This window comes from Cupriavidus sp. CuC1 (assembly GCF_044627735.1).
In the GTDB taxonomy this organism is placed as follows: Bacteria; Pseudomonadota; Gammaproteobacteria; order Burkholderiales; family Burkholderiaceae; genus Cupriavidus; species Cupriavidus ulmosensis.
This window is the reverse complement of record NZ_JBIUHC010000210.1, coordinates 1-15,116: the sequence shown is the minus strand read 5'-3', so window position 1 is coordinate 15,116 and position 15,116 is coordinate 1. Positions and strand designations below refer to the sequence as shown.

Sequence of the window (15,116 nt, the reverse complement as noted above, 5' to 3'; positions counted from 1 at the left end):
TTCCGAATCCGGCGGCGATCCGAGCCGCTGAATCAGCGGATCGTCCCCAAAGTGGTTGTGAAGTGAACAGTATTGCGTCTAGCCCAGGCTTTTGCATCCCAAGCCATACTCAAAGTATGACCGCCTCAACGCCTTGCGGTACTCCGGCCTCACCTCATGGGTCGAACACTGCTGGGTCGCCACACTTGCCCACCATAGCGTGCTCGGCAATGCGCGCAACGATATGGTGCCTCGAGAAGTTGCACGTTCACGCGCTCAAATCGATTGATTGAAACTCAGGCTTGCGGCGAATCATGTCCGGCCTCCCTGACGGAAAACTTCGTCATCCACGACAATGGGTCGGTTCGCAATTCCTCCGCCTGTACGCGACCGGTATGCAGTAGCCTGAAGATGGCGGCGCGCACAAGCACGGGGTCACCTTTCGAGAACTCGCGCTCAATGGCTAGGAGCGGCTTCGGACTGGTGACGAAGCGCTCAACCGCGTCGAGCACTGACACCGTCACGAGACCTCGCGTGGCTACGATAATTGGCAGCATGCGCTGCCAATTGTCGATCCAGATGCGTGAAGCAGCCTGTTCGGCCGCATCGACCAGCCGGACATTGAGCAAATCAGCGCTCAACTCGAGGCCCTTCTTCGCTTCTTCATCGATAACTGGATTCGGCAGGAGTACCAACTCCTGGCGGTCGGAATATGTCTGCAAGGGTCCGCCGTCCGCGAAACTGAACGAATCCGGGACGCTCACAAAAGTGCGCGTTCGCCGGATCGGATTCGATCAAGATCCATTGGTCGAACGCACAGCGTCGGTAGAAGGTGAGCCTCCGCTTCAGCTTCGGACTGAAGGCTTCGAAGCGGTGCGCGCCGCGCGGGCGGACGAGCGCAACCGGCTCCGCTATGTGCATGGAATCTTCCATAAGATCAATGCCTTACGAGCGGGATTCGAAGTCTAGGAGGCCAATTGACAAAATTAATCCGGACTTATGCGAATTGACGACTTTGCTTCGGGGGGAGTGTAAGCAATATTGTCAACTCACCGGCCGGACTTCTATATTCCGCGCGGGTTACAGCCGGATTCCGGAGTGACAGAATTACTTTGTTCTACGGCTCCTGGGCTCTTCGACGGCGAGCTTCCTCCATCCGACCAGCCATCCGAACACGCGCCGGGCCGACGGGCACGGCATCGTGCGCGCGGGTACCTCGACAAGCGGTGCCTTGCCCTGTGGAAAGAGAAGTCGGACCACGCAACTCTGCACGGAGGCGCGACTGCCCGTATAGCCCCGCTGCTTGAGTTCCTGCCAGATCAGTTCAGGAAAGCGACAGCCCTGGGCGATTCGTTCCTCGATAAAGCTGCGATGGGGATCCAAAGGCGTCGGACCCCGCGCCTTGGGTGCACGCTCGGGGAAGGCCCCCGCGGTGACGAACTTGTGCACGGTTCGATTGTTGATTGAGAGCTCGCGCGCGATTCCTTTCATCGTACCGCCCTGGGCGCGTAGCTCCATCACCCGCTCGTACAGCGCCAGCCGCGTGGCGCGTCGCTGATCGCTCAGACGCTGCCATGACCGGAGTGAGTTGCGGCTCAGCACCCCCTGCCGGCCCAGGGTCACGCCACCGACCTTGACTTGCTGCGCGGCTTGGCGCAGTTGCGGCCCGAGTCGGTACAGCAGCCTCTCGACGTTGTCGCGCAGGTTGCTCAGCAGATGCCAGCGATCCGAAACTTGCGTGGCCGCCGGCAGCGCGATGTCGACCGCCTCGGAGTAGGCACCCGCCCGGTCTCTGGCGACGATCTCGATCGATGGGTGCGCACGCATCCACGCGGTCACCGCAATTCCTTCCCTGCCGGCGAACACTTCGATCGGCTCACGTCGCTCAAGGTCGACGATGATTGTTCCGTACTGGTGACCGCGCGCGATCGCCCAGTCATCGATGCCGACGACCCGCGGTCCTGGTTTGCGCTTGCGCTCAGGTACTCTGCGCAATTCCCGCAGCACGGTGTCGGCACTCGTGCGCAATCCCAAGGCGTCGGCAAGCCGGGCTGCCGCCTCACCACCGAGGGCGTGGCCCAGCGCGTGCAACGCCCGAGCCTGCGATCGCGTACGACGTTGATACCGCCCGGCCAAGGCGTGGATGTTCTCGGCAAACGTTCGACGCGGGCAGCCGACGTTCGCACACTTGAAGCGACGCACCTCAACGGCGAGAACGACCTGCTGCTCGAGCATCGGTCGTTCTTCCAGCCTGCGCACATAGCTGCCGTGGATTCGGTTACTCCAATGACGGCAGGCAGGACAAGCTGCCGCGCGAACCGTACTGCAGGCTTCGACAGTGATGGTATCCCCTCGCGCGTCGCTGGAGACGAAGCGCTTACCCACACGGGCGAGGATACGATCGATCCCACCGAGAACTTGGCTCATGGTAACGATCAACGTAGGCCAGATCGGCCGGAAATCAAGCCCTCAACCCAGCCGTCACACAAAGTGCGGGAGACCCGTAAAGATGCGCCCAAGCGACGGACCTGCGATCGTTTCAACATTACTTCGCGCCGCCGGATGGTATCAACATTACTACTTGAAAAATCGTAGTAATGTTAGTGCGTAAAATCGCAAACTTATTGATTTTACTGGCTTTGCGCTCGGACTTTGCGTAGCATCTTTACTACACTTCACGCAGGTGGACCTGCGCTTCGTGAGGGACAATTTCGGGCACGCCTCCATTGCCACGACCTGTTGCAGATCGCTAATTCGGCTAATGGCGACCACTAATTGTGCAAATGTGGGTGCCAACCAGGATGGATTTACGATGAAGGTGCAAGATGCCCTTTGTCCTGCCGACGCTCGCGGGCGCTTTCAATGGAGAGCTCACCGTCGCGCAGATCGTGGTGTGAACGCGGATCGCCAGAATAGCCCTATTTTTGGGATCTTTCGCGAGGTCATACACATGGCTCTACCGAACTATCACCCTCCCCGACCGCCCTGCCCGGCCAGCAATAGTATTTCGGCGACACCGCCTCGGCGTAGCCCGCGTTAGCCGAATTAATGATCCGCCGAGCCGTATTAGCCGAATTATTGGGCAGGGACAGAGAATGGCGTTGCTCTTGCACAACGGCAAAAATCCCCAAAAAGATGCTAGTTCTACATATAAATCAATAGGTTACAGCCATGTGATTGCTAGCGGATATAGCGGGCGCCGCTAGCGGAATTAACGATCCTCAACACCTGCCGAGCAGATTGACAGGGCAATGGAGGAAATATCAGGCGGTTAGTTACATGAAAATGTGAGGACCGACAGTACTAATATCGGTTCTGCGCTGCCCTGCGGAGGTTTCTCTTGGGCGGGCAGTATTGCAACCTATTGATTAATAGGTGTACCTCTCTGCCGGTTGCGCCACAGCACGCCAGAAGTCGTGCAGCGCCGGGCGCGCGCCGTCGTGGCCACCCTGCAACAGCCCATATGCCAACACGGCGGCATTCATGGCTCCTGCACTGGTCGCGCCGACACCCTCAATAGTAAGCCGCCCGTCCCCAAGCAACTGGTCGAGCACGCCCCACGGGAACGCACCGTGCATCCCGCCGCCCTGCAAAGCGAGTGCGATCGGCTTTTGCGCGCCATTACCCCGCTGTCTTCCGTTCGTTGTAGCCATCCCGAAGCTCCTCGGTGGTGCTGCTGGGCATCATGGGCGCGGCGCGTCGTTCCGGCTGGTCAGGAACCACGTGCGCAGCTCACCCACGCCTTTGGCTGCAATCGTGCCACGCTCCTCGAACAAGAATGGCTCCGCGAGGTACTGCCGAGTGGCCTCCGTAATCTGCACGCGACCGGCCACGCCATGGGACTCCATACGGCTGGCGATATTGACGGCGTCGCCCCACAAGTCATAGATGAACTTGCGCTTGCCGACAACGCCGGCCACCACCGCACCACTGTTGATGCCAACACGCAACTGCAAGCTGTAGCCGCTGCGCGCATTGAAGCCGGCCAGCGCGTCGATCATGTCCAGCGCCATGTGCGCCGCCCGTGCTGCGTGATCGGCCGCCGCGACCGGCAGCCCTGCGGCAGCCATGTAGGCATCGCCGATGGTCTTGATCTTCTCGAGGCCGCGATGATCGGCAATGCTGTCGAAGTCGGTGAAGATCTCATCGAGCACCGCCACCAGCCGCTCGGGGTTCATGCCGGCAGAAAAGCGGGTGAATTCAACGATGTCGGCGAACAATACAGTGGCCGCCTGAAAACTGTCGGCAATCACTCCGGGGTGCGCCTTCAGGCGCTCGGCAATCGGGTAGGGCAGCACGTTGAGCAGCAACCGCTCCGACACCTGCTGCTCCGCGACGATCTTGTCGTACAGCTCCTTGAGCTCGTCTCTCTGATGGCGGATCAGCTCGCGGCTGGTCTCCAGCGCCTGTTCGGCTTGCCGGCGCTCGACGATCTCCTGCTGCAGCTGCGCGTTTTGCGCCTCCAGCCGCTGTTGCATCGCATGCAGGTTCAAGTGCGTGCCGACCCGCGCCATCACTTCGTCGATCTGCAGCGGTTTGGTGACATAGTCGACCCCGCCCGCCTTGAACGCAGTGATCTTGTGCTCGGTCTCGGTCAGCGAGGTCATGAAAATCACCGGGATCTTTCGGGTGCCTGCCAGCGCCTTCAAGCGGCGGCAGACTTCAAAGCCGTCCAGTCCCGGCATCATCACGTCGAGCAGGATCAGGTCCGGCTGTACAAAGTCGGCGCGTTGCAGCCCTTCTTCGCCGTCCTGCGCGACGACGATCCGAAAGCCGTGGTCCTCAAGACTTTCCACGATCACGTCCAGGTTGGCTGGCGTGTCATCCACAATCAGGATCGTGTGGGTGCCCGTTTCCTGTGCCGAGGTCGCCGTCATGGCGCTGGCCTCCTTTCCAGGTGCCGCTCCACAAGGCTTAGAATGGCTTTGGACTGGTACCCCTTAGCCAACAGGCGCAGTTGGTCGGCGAACGGACGATAGCGCTCATCGAGCTCGGCTAAGTGAGCGGCGCGCTGCACTATGTCGCGCATGTTTCCCTCCCGCGCCAGACGATGCAGGATTTCCATCTCCTGCGCCGGTGGCACCAGCAGCGGCCCGGGCGCCTGATGTTCGGGAGCGGAGCTCGCTGGCGGCGCTGCGTAAGTCCAACTGAGCTTCAGCAGGCTGGCGATCTGTGCCAGGAGCATGCCGAAGTCGATCGGTTTGGGCTGGAACGCGCTCATTCCGGCTGCCAGGCTGCTCTCTTTGTCGCCACCGGAAGCGCTGGCGGAAATCGCGATGATCGGCACATCCTTCTGGGCCGGCAGCTGGCGCAGGCGGCGCGTGGCTTCCAGCCCGCCCATCTCCGGCATGACGATGTCCATCAAGATCAAGTCCGGGCGCAAGGTTTGGGCTTTTTCCAGTCCCTCGCAGCCGTTTTCCGCCTCGACCATCTCAAAGCCGATCTGGCCCAGCATGTCGACCACCACGGCCCGATTCTCGGCCACATCATCGACGACCAATACCTTCTTGCGCGGTCCCTGATAGCCGGTCACGACCCCTGCGGCAGACGGCGGCGCGATCTCGAGCTCGACCACCGGCAGTTCCAGCTCGAACCAGAAGGTGCTGCCCTGGCCGATCCGGCTCTCGACCCGGATCTCGCCCCCCATCAGGCGCACAAAGCGCTGGCTGATGGCCAGGCCCAGGCCGCTGCCCCCGAGCCGGCGCTGCGCGTCGCCGCCTTGCTCGAAAGGCTGGAAGATGGATTCCAATTGCTCCTCGCGGATGCCGATGCCGGTGTCTTGCACTTCGAAGCGCAGCCGGGCGTGAGGAAAAAAACGCACCCGCAGGCTGACCTGACCGCGGTCGGTGAACTTGACCGCATTGGCCAGCAGGTTGAGCAGCGCCTGGCGCAGCCGCTTCTCGTCGGCGCGTATGCCGCCGGGCAAGTCCGGCGCGGTGTCGCAGATAAAGGCCAGCCCCTTCTGCTCCGCCTTGACGCTGATGATCTCGGCAATGATGCGCAGGAACTTGGCCAGCGGGATGTCGGTGAGGCTGAGCTCCTGCTTGCCGGCTTCGATCTTGGCGAAATCGAGTACATCGTTGATGAGCGTCAGCAGTTGCTCGCCGCTTTGCTGGATCACGCGCAGCCCCGCGACCTGCCGCTCGCCCAGCGTGGTGTCCCGCAGCAGTATCTGCGCGTAGCCAAGAATACCGTTCAGCGGCGTGCGCAGCTCATGGCTCATGCTGGCAAGGAAATCAGATTTCGCGCGGTTGGCTCTTTCCGCCGCGGCCTGCAGCTGCTTTTGGTCCTCAATGTCAGTGCTGGTCCCAACCCATTTGACGATATGTCCATTCAAGTCTTTAAGCGGTAATCCGCGGGCCAGATGCCATCGATAAATGTCATCGGAGGCTCTTTTCCAGCGGTATTCAGTTTCATAATCTTCACCGCTCTCTAATGAGCTCGTCCAGCGATCGATGGTGGGTTGCAAATCATTCGGGTGGAGTGCTTGAGTCCAGCCCCACCCTTGGAGTTGCTCAAAAGTAAGTCCCGTATAGGTGATCCACCGTTGATTGCTGTAGTCGATCCAACCATCCGGCATGGCTGTCCACACTATTTGGGGCATCGCATCTGCAAGCGACCTGAAGCGCCGTTCGCCCTCATCAATTTCGTCTGCTAGAGAAGGCAATTTTTCCGGGGGACTGGGCATGTTTGCCTACCTGAATAAGAGCAAAAATATTGTTGGCAGCGCGCCCACGCTTTGCTAGTCGCGGCCCATCGATCAAGGCGCCGTCCGCTTCCACCAACCCGTACAAACGGTATTACTTATCCCGTTCACTCATCACCGGGCCATACGCAGCATAGTGTGTGCCGTGATCGATGACACGTCAAGCTGCTCGGACCAGCGCAAAGCGGAAATGCCGCCCTTGTGCGAAACCGTCAGACATATGGCCGAGAACCATTTCTGCAACGGCAGTTTGCTGGTGCGAACCCAGCCTCACACGGCCGCCAAACGATCTGATTACTCGTTTCTAGCCCCATATCATTTTCCCTCTAACATGCAGCGCATCTGGTCTCAGACGAACTGTGAGTGCCATTTTCCAGTGCGCAAGTAAGGCTAACCGGTATCGATACTGTCAAGACACAGAGTTAAGATCACTTACGTTCAAATCAAGCTCCCGCGACAGAGAAAAAAAGTATCGTGCACCCTTTTTCAGAATGATGCGGGCCGTGGGTCGTGCCAGCCGACCAGAACAGCACCATGCCCGGCCCAAGCGCTTTCCCGTTCTCAACACCCATCGCCAAATCCACGCTTGCCGTATTGCAAGCCTGGCTGCGAGAACCGTCCTTCAGGTTCCAGCGCGATCAACTGTAGTCGCGCTTCGTGCGTGATGCGTGGCGGACGAAGCCGTTAAAAGGCCTGGGATGCCGCCCTGCATCGGAGTATCGTCTCGGTATCAAAGAGGCGGAGAGCCGACATGCGATGCACGATCGTTCTCGAATTCGATGACGGCGATGGCACGGTGGCAAAACGGGTTGAGGTGATGCGGTTTCACCGCGTCGACCGCAGCCAAGCCTCCGGCGACGTCGGTTTGTCCCTTGCGGAAGGCAAGTCATTAGTCAATTGCGTCCAGCAAGAATTTGTCGTAGAGCAGCTCGATCGCTACTGCGTGTCGCAGCGAGCTTGTAAGGTCTGCGGCGCGCTCCGTCGCGTGCACGACGGGCATTGCTCCGAACTGAAGACCACGCTCGGCAAGGTCCTCTACTGCCGCGATCGATGGAAAGCATGCAAGTGTGGTGCTGACGGATCGAGGTACGTGTCGCCGCTCAAGAATTACCTTAAGGAACCGAGCACAGGCGAGTTGCGCTGGCTGCATGCCGAACTCGGTGCCACTATGCCCTACCGGCAGGCCAAGCAGGTCATGGACCTCTTGTTGCCAACGTCCGGACGCGACAGTCACGTGACCATCCGCAATCACACAATGGCCGTCGGCAAATCCCTCCAGCACGCACAGCCCGTGCGGCGGTGGTGCGAGGAGATTAGACCAATTGCCGAACTGGGCATTGATGTCGGCTATGTTAGGCGGGCGCGAAGCAATGGCAAGGGGTCCGGCAAGGACAATCGCGCGGGAGCCGACAAAAGCTCATCGTCGATAGCTGTCGTCGTTGCGGCATTAGGCCAGACTGGCAGACAACCACGGGTCTGGGCTTCCGCCATGCCGCGCACCAAGCGATTGCAGGAAGAAATGACCAAATCCCTAGAGGACAGCGGCTACGATGATCCCAATGACGTCTGTGTCGTGGCTGATGGTGCCCGGGATCTTGCCGGGGTTGCTGACGACCTTCCGTTCGACACCGAATGGGTTCTCGACTGGGCGCACATCGGTCGAATGCTGCGACACGTCGATCAAGCTATTACGCCTTTGGCGTATGGGCGGCTTACGGCCAACGGATCAGCATTCGAACTTTGGGATCTGTTTGTTCGCCCTCGAGCTTCGTGTGGACCGGGCAAACGGTACGTTGGCAGAAGCTCGCTAAGGAACTGTGTCGTCTGCTTGATCTGCGCGAAAGACTTGACCCGAACTCAAGCCGCGAAGCCAAACAAGCGCGCTGCAAGCTCATCGATTTGATCAGTTACCTCAATAGCAATCTTGAGTCGCTGATCGACTATCGCACCCGGCAGCGTGTTGGCCTACGAATCGCGACCGGCTTCGTGGAGTCATCTATCGATCGAATCATTGGCCGCCGCATGTGTAAAAGCCAACATATGCGTTGGAGTCGCGTGGGGGCACACCGTGTCTTGCAAGTGCGCGTCACCCTCTTGAACCAAGAATTCCACGAACTCGCTCAGCGAGAGTTTCCATGGCTTGCCCAGCGGCGGGTGTCCTGGCCCTGGCAGAGCCCGTCCCGGGCTTTTTAACGGCTTCCCTTAACAGCAGGGGCGACGCTACTTGGCCGTTGGCTATTCAAGTATTGGATCTCGGACAGGACCAGGCGATCATTCATGCGGTCGGCGGCGGCCGTCCCCCTGTCGGCCAAGGCGGACCTCCCGGCATTTCGCTGCCGGGTCTCCAGTCTCCCCCTCAGCGGCGGCGCGCCGGTATGCGACGGCCTAGCTCATCACGACGATCCCGCCAAGGATGGCCAAGACAACCACGAGGACACTTACCAAGTGTATCCATCCCTTTCGCGTGTGCGGCAGGTCGTCGATGCCATTCGATCAGATGACCGCAGCCATTTTTGCGCAGAAGCATTGTCTCGAATAGCGGGTATGATGCACTTTGTCGAGACTTCTAGTGTAGAGGCGGAAAGTGAAATCGAAGGTCAGGGCCACAGTAGTTTGCTCTCGCGGCGACCGTGTGTTGCTTGTTTCTAAGGACGGAAACAAATGGGCCCTGCCTGGTGGTCGCCCGAGCAAGGACGAGACATTCGCTGATGCAGCAGGCAGAGAACTGGAGGAAGAGACAACCCTGGTCGCCAAGGGGCTTGGCTTTTTGTTTCAGGTAGTCGGCGCGACGACGGTGCATCACGTATTTAGAGCAAACATCGGCAAGACTGCCGCTCCGAAGCCGAGCAAGGAAATTGAGCGATGCCAGTGGTTCTCGCTTGCGGAGATGGATGAGATCGTCGTCAATCCGACAACACGCCATATCGTCGAGTCGTTTTTTGCGGTACGCCGATGCTGAATGCTTGGACGATCAGCGACTGAAGATTGCTGGAGGTAGGAGACCACATTGATGAGCCTGCAACGCGCTTGTTTGGCTCCGCGGCTGGAGCTGGGGTCCAGTTTCTCGCGCAACTCAAGCAGCCGATAAAGCTTTTCAGCGAGCTTCTGCCAACCCACCGCTTCTCCCGTCCAGACGCGGCTGCGGAAGCGAACGAACAGATCCCAGTTCGAATGCCGATCCGTTGGCCGTGAGACGCCCATACGACTCCTCGCACTGCGCGGAGACCGAACGCGAGCGGCTGCACGCGGCGCGTTGCCGTTGGCTGCTGACCGTGCTGTATCTCGGGGGCTTGCGCGCGGCCGAGGTGGCCAGCACGCGCATGGGTGCGTTTTTCTGCCGGCGCGACGGCCAGGGCCTGGAACGTTGGTGGCTGGAGGTGACGGGCAAGGGTGACAAGACGCGGCTGGTGCCGGCCACCGATGAGCTGATGGTGGAGCTGGCGCGCTATCGCAGGGCGCACGGCTTGGCACCCACGCCGCTCCCCGGCGAGGATCGCCCCATCGTGCTGCCGATCATCGGCAAGGAAAAGCCCTTGTCGCGCGGCGCGCTGCACCTGGTGCTGAAGGAAGTGTTCGGGATGGCCGCCGCGCGCCTGCGCGCGCGGCCCCGAGTGGGAAAGCCGGGCCGCGGTGCTGGCCAGCGCCTCCGCGCACTGGCTGCGCCATAGCGCGGGGTCGCACATGACCGACCAGCAGGTGGACCTGCGGTTTGTCAGAGGCAATTTCGGGCACGCGTCCTGAGCGGGTGGAACCGGGCGGCATACAGGTGAGCGGCATCATCGAAGACATCGAGCGTGCGGGCAAGCCCGTCATCACCAGCAACCAGGCGCTGCTCTGGCACTCCTTGCGCACGCTCGGCGAGACAATCGACCGACAGGATTCGGCGGTCTGCTGGCCGGCAACTTCGACAAGGGGCATCCCTCTCTTGACGACCTAAGCCAGTGTGCTCCTCAATCTTGCTGGCCGGAGGGTTGCGCGGCATCCAGCAGCGCCTTGGCCTGCTGCCAGTCGGCGGTGTCGAACCCTTCCGTGAAGGACGCGTGAAGCCAGGCCATCGTCTGCAGCGCGGCTTCCGCCTTGTCCTTGTTTTCCCATAGCCGGGCGAGGCTCAGCGCCGCGCGCAGCTCAAGCGACTTCCCGCCTTGCTGCCGGGCGATCGCGATGGCCCGATGAAAACACGCTTCCGCCGCTTCGGGGTCGGCGGACCCGCCCGGGCGATGGAGAAGCAATTCCCCCTGGAGCCGATGCAGTTCCGCTTCGTAGTAGCGTTCCCGCGTATTGCCGGCCATGGACAGCCCGTCGGCCAGCACGTCGAGTCCGGCCTCGGTTTGTCCGGCGTCCTCATAGACTTGGGCCGGCAGGGCCAGGAAATAGGGCCGGCCCAGCTCGGCCCCCGTGGCCTGGTAGGCCCAGGCCACGGCGGATCTGGACGATGCCCTCTTCACGGGCGGCTCCAGTCGCGTACGGCGTAGTTCCAAAGACAATACCTCATTGCGCGACAGCTTCCCGGGCTTTTTAACGGCTTCCGTCAACACAGTTATCCTGCGCGCGGCCGACGACCTGGAGGTCTCACCCGCCTGGCAAAGCATGGAAGCCAGCATCGCCAGCTGGGAGGATCGTCTTCCGGGCGAAGACGAGGATCTGTTCGCCTGGCTTCAGGGGCTGAGCCAGGCCGACCAGTTCGACCTGCTGGCCGTTTGCGTCGCGCACACCATTGACACCCAGGCCACGCGCGAAGAATCGGCCGTGCATGAGAACGCGCATCAACTCGCTGCGGCCGTCGAACTGGACATGGCGGACTGGTGGCAGCCCACCGCAGGGTCCTACTTGGCCGACGTACCCAAGGCTCGACGGATGGAGGCGGTTCGCGAGGCGGTCAACCAGGAAGCCGCCACAAGCATTGCCACGATGAAGAAAGAGGCCATGATCTCAGCTGCTGAGCGGCATCTGGAGGGCCGTCGCTGGCTGCCGGCAGTACTGCGCCGCCCCGCCATTGCTGCCAAGGAGGTCCTGCAATGACCGGCGACACCATTTTTCAGCCCTGTCTGAGTGTTCTCGACGCAAGCCTTTGCGTAGGCAATGGCTTCGCGCATCGCCTCTTCCCTGCTACTGAATTGGGCTTTGATCTTGTGCCGCAAGCCAGGGATGAACTCATTCGTGTGATCGATCTTCCGCTCGAACAATACCGATGCCTGCCAAATCCCGGTATGCGACTCCCAGACCGTGCAGTGGCAGTGGTAATCCCCTTCTTCGACGAAGATATGGCTCGACATAGCAACCTCCCATCGTTTCAGATGGATCGTAGAGTGAGCAGAAAGTCTGCTAATCATTCTCCTCCCCCTCACCCAAGCCAAACAGCCGCACAGTGTTCTGGTGTCGTCGGAGAGCTACAAGCGCCAAGCACAGACCTGCGATAGAAAGACCCAAGGCCCAGCCGATCGTCCGTCGCATCTTCGCAGCCTGCTCTGCCTGGTAACGAGCGTCCGCCGCTATGCGCACGGCCTCCCAAAACTCGGTTTCTTGGTTGTCGTCCTCGACTATCGCCATTTCCGCCTCCCTGTATGGATGTCGGAGAGCCATATGGAAGAAATCCTAGCATGAAGCACCTGGCCACGCAGACCATCGACGGCGAGGCCGGCGCGATCCTCTCCGACTGCGAGCAGTACCGCTATCGCCTCTGGCGCGAGTGGGACCGTACGCAGCCAGCCCTGGGCTTCATCATGCTCAACCCGTCGACGGCAGACCACCAGGCCAACGACCCGACGATCACCAGGTGCCTGCAGCGCGCGCTGGCCGGCACCTATGGCCGCCTGGAACTGGTGAACCTGTTCCCGCTGCGCCCGACGAACCCGGATGGCCTGCTGTCGCACCCGGCGCCGCTCGGCTGCGAGGACGCGGCGAACGGCTCGATCATGGACGTCCTGGATCGCTGCTCGCTGGTGATCTGCGCCTGGGGTGCGCACAAGGCGGCGCCAGCACGCGCGGCGGAAGTACTGCGGATCATCCGAATGTGCGGGCGCGGCCCCCTGCTCTACCGCCTCGGGTTAAATCAGGACGGCAGCCCAAAGCACCCCCTGTATATCGCCGCGAAAGTCCGGCCGCAGCGCTTTGGCCTCGCGGCCATCGGGCGCCTGCACGCGCAAGAACTGCGCGATAGCGGTACCGGTCTGAGTGCGCTGGTCGCGCAGAACCGAGTAGCCGCACGCCGACAGGAACGGCGCGATGGAGTCGCGTGTCACGGCTTCTTCTGCGAGGCTTTCATCGCTGCGAAAGGCGCGTTGTCCGTGGCTCAAAAGGATCTCTCGTGGTGGTTACTGGATTATTTTCCTATCTGCAGATCTTTACTGGCTGTTACGCTGCTCCCTGCGCTGCATAAGCATGTGCCTGTTGCGCGAGTTCCACAGTGCAATGAGTCGAGAAGGACGCGCGGGCCCGCGCCCTGGCGTTACGCGTGAACAGGCGGGCGCTTGAGGTAGAAGCCCGTCGCCTTCTGATGGGCGTGTGCAATTCGCAGCAGCCGCGCTTCCTGGCTCGAATTGCCGATCAGCTGCATGCCGACCGGCAGTCCGTTCGAATCGAAGCCGCTTTGCGTCGAGAGGGCGGGCAGGCCTGTCCAGCTGATCGGCAGCATGAACTGTCTGCCGCGGTCATAGACCGCGCCGCCCGCCGCCAAAACGGGCGCCGTCGTCGGCATGGTCGGCGTGACCAGCGCGTCGACTTGGGAGAATGCGTCCTTGAACTGAGTCAACAGTTGCGTACGCGCCGTTAGCGCTTGCTCGTATTGCTCGCGCGAGATCTTTTCTCCCGTGGCGATGTCGTTGCGAACGATCTCCCCGAACTGGGTTTTATCAGCCGCCGCGCGGTAGCGGTCGCCGATGATCTCGTTAAACTCGTAAAGGAGGATCGTGAAGAGCGCCGAGAAGTCGAGCGGCTTGGCCAGCAACGGGATGTTCACACGGACGATTTGCGCGCCCTCGCCTTGCAGCGTGCGTACCGAGGCTTCCACCGCCTTTGCGACGTCCGGGTCCACATCCCTGAACGAGTAGCTTTCGACGATGCCGAGCTTCAGGCCCTTTACGCCGCCGTCGAGATGTTTGCTGAAATCCTCCTGCGGAGCGTGCAGTGAGTATTTGTAGGTGGGATCGTAGCCTGCCATGGCTGTCAGCATCAGTGCGACGTCTTCGGCATTGTGCGCAATAGGACCTGCGCAATCGAGGCTGTACGAGCGAGGAAAGACCCCGGTTAGGCTGACGCGGCCGAAGGTCGGGCGGATACCCGTCAGCCCGTTCCAGCAGGAGGGCACGCGAATCGAGCCGCCCGTGTCGGAGCCCGTTCCTGCGAGGCACAAGCCCGCCGCAACGGCTGCGCCGGTGCCGCTCGAAGAACCACCCGGGGAGCGCTCAACGTTCCACGGATTGTGCGCGTTGCCGAAGAACTCGTTCGTCCCGGTAATGCCTGCAGCGAACTCGTTCATGTTCGCTTTGCCGAGCATGACCGCACCCGCGGCGGCAAGGCGGCGCACCACCGCCGCGTCGTCGTTCGGGACACGATTGCGGAAAAACGCCGTGCCGACCGACGTCCGGATACCCTTCGTGTCGTAAAGATCCTTATGGACGATCGGAATGCCATGCAGAGGCCCGCGGCCTTTGCCAGCGCGCAACTCGCGATCGCATGCGCGCGCTTCGCTGAGCGCCCTGTCGCGCGTCACCGTAATGAACGCGTTCAGCGTGGGCTGCACCCGGGAAATTGCCTGCAAATAGGCTTTCGTGAGCTCCTCGGATGAATACTTCCCGCTGCGCAGCGCACGTCCTGCTTCGGCGATGCTTTGAGGCAGCTCGTCCGCGCTCAGCGCGGTCGCCGCCGTATCGGATGCGCCAGCCGGCTGTGCAAACGCAAAAGGGCCCGGCACGGGTGCGATCGCGCCCAAGGCGCCGGCCGCGACAAGACCGCGAAGCACGCGGCGCCGGGGGAGGGATGCAAGGTCATCATGGATGATGGACTCGCTAAGGGGAGAACGATTTTCCATAGAAAGCAGACGAGAGAAGACAAGAGACAGGGAGTGTGTCCCTGCGCATCTTCCCGGCAAATATCGAGAATCTACGCAGGAACCCGAACGGTTAACAGCCCGGCGCGGCACCTGTCGCGCGTAAACGTCAGCATGCGGCGCTGCTCCGGGATTTATGCAACAACACCTCGCATCCGGTGCTATGCGACTTTCCATAAGAATCCAAATTCGGCCTTAGGATATGCCGTCGCAGAGATAGCCCGCAATTGCTGTAATTTCAAGCATTAACATAACGAGGTACGTCCAAAAAGCGAGATGACAAAGCGCATTCAGATGGGCGGGGTCCCCGCCCAATCCACCCAAGTTAAGCAGCGCAAAGAAGGCCGCGATTGATCAACGCAAGGTCTTGACACGTGAGGAGATTTG

Annotated in this window: 10 protein-coding genes and 3 pseudogenes; 6 read left to right on the top strand and 7 right to left on the bottom strand. The window is 61.0% G+C overall.

The window, feature by feature from the left end:
- Positions 1-275 precede the first annotated feature (275 nt).
- The 5 genes and pseudogenes from ACGLHR_RS46385 to ACGLHR_RS46365 all read right to left on the bottom strand — a co-directional run bounded on the left by ACGLHR_RS46385 (position 276) and on the right by ACGLHR_RS46365 (position 6,667).
- Positions 276-701, bottom strand: a complete 426-nt coding sequence (locus tag ACGLHR_RS46385; protein ID WP_400102531.1) for a hypothetical protein — start codon at positions 699-701, stop codon at positions 276-278.
- 385 nt (positions 702-1,086) lie between these two features.
- Positions 1,087-2,406, bottom strand: coding sequence for an ISL3 family transposase (locus ACGLHR_RS46380; RefSeq protein ID WP_400102530.1), 1,320 nt, complete (start codon positions 2,404-2,406; stop codon positions 1,087-1,089).
- Between the two features lie 950 nt (positions 2,407-3,356).
- Positions 3,357-3,632, bottom strand: a pseudogene (locus ACGLHR_RS46375) (patatin-like phospholipase family protein); the annotation flags it as partial.
- A 30-nt stretch (positions 3,633-3,662) separates the two neighbouring features.
- Positions 3,663-4,856: an adenylate/guanylate cyclase domain-containing protein gene (locus ACGLHR_RS46370; protein ID WP_400102529.1), complete on the bottom strand. Its 1,194-nt coding sequence runs from the start codon at positions 4,854-4,856 to the stop codon at positions 3,663-3,665.
- Positions 4,853-6,667 carry an ATP-binding protein gene (locus tag ACGLHR_RS46365; protein WP_400102528.1) on the bottom strand — a complete coding sequence of 605 codons (1,815 nt, stop codon included), beginning with the start codon at positions 6,665-6,667 and terminating at the stop codon, positions 4,853-4,855. The genes ACGLHR_RS46370 and ACGLHR_RS46365 overlap by 4 nt, the downstream gene beginning before the upstream one ends.
- A 769-nt stretch (positions 6,668-7,436) precedes the next feature.
- Here ACGLHR_RS46365 and ACGLHR_RS46360 point away from each other — a divergent pair.
- The 4 genes and pseudogenes from ACGLHR_RS46360 to ACGLHR_RS46345 all read left to right on the top strand — a co-directional run bounded on the left by ACGLHR_RS46360 (position 7,437) and on the right by ACGLHR_RS46345 (position 10,622).
- A pseudogene (locus ACGLHR_RS46360) lies at positions 7,437-8,878 on the top strand (ISKra4 family transposase).
- A 391-nt stretch (positions 8,879-9,269) separates the two neighbouring features.
- The gene (locus tag ACGLHR_RS46355) at positions 9,270-9,644 is read left to right on the top strand and encodes an NUDIX hydrolase (RefSeq protein ID WP_400102527.1); all 375 of its coding nucleotides are present in this window, start codon (positions 9,270-9,272) and stop codon (positions 9,642-9,644) included.
- 265 nt (positions 9,645-9,909) lie between these two features.
- Positions 9,910-10,423: pseudogene (locus ACGLHR_RS46350) on the top strand (tyrosine-type recombinase/integrase); the annotation flags it as partial.
- Positions 10,424-10,451: 28 nt separating this feature from the next.
- The gene (locus tag ACGLHR_RS46345; RefSeq protein WP_400102526.1) at positions 10,452-10,622 is read left to right on the top strand and encodes a hypothetical protein; all 171 of its coding nucleotides are present in this window, start codon (positions 10,452-10,454) and stop codon (positions 10,620-10,622) included.
- 13 nt (positions 10,623-10,635) lie between these two features.
- Here ACGLHR_RS46345 and ACGLHR_RS46340 read toward each other — a convergent pair whose 3' ends face one another.
- Positions 10,636-11,130, bottom strand: coding sequence for a hypothetical protein (locus ACGLHR_RS46340; protein ID WP_400102525.1), 495 nt, complete (start codon positions 11,128-11,130; stop codon positions 10,636-10,638).
- Positions 11,131-11,176: 46 nt separating this feature from the next.
- Here ACGLHR_RS46340 and ACGLHR_RS46335 point away from each other — a divergent pair, with 46 nt between their 5' ends.
- Entirely contained in the window at positions 11,177-11,704 is a 528-nt protein-coding gene (locus tag ACGLHR_RS46335; protein WP_400102524.1) for a hypothetical protein, read from the top strand.
- Positions 11,705-12,282: 578 nt separating this feature from the next.
- Positions 12,283-13,140: a DUF1643 domain-containing protein gene (locus ACGLHR_RS46330; RefSeq protein WP_400102523.1), complete on the top strand. Its 858-nt coding sequence runs from the start codon at positions 12,283-12,285 to the stop codon at positions 13,138-13,140.
- Here the strand turns inward: ACGLHR_RS46330 and ACGLHR_RS46325 are convergent.
- Complete coding sequence (locus tag ACGLHR_RS46325; RefSeq protein ID WP_400102522.1) at positions 13,131-14,711, bottom strand: amidase; 1,581 nt, start codon at positions 14,709-14,711, stop codon at positions 13,131-13,133. The two genes, ACGLHR_RS46330 and ACGLHR_RS46325, sit on opposite strands and share 10 nt — an antisense overlap.
- Positions 14,712-15,116: the final 405 nt, after the last annotated feature.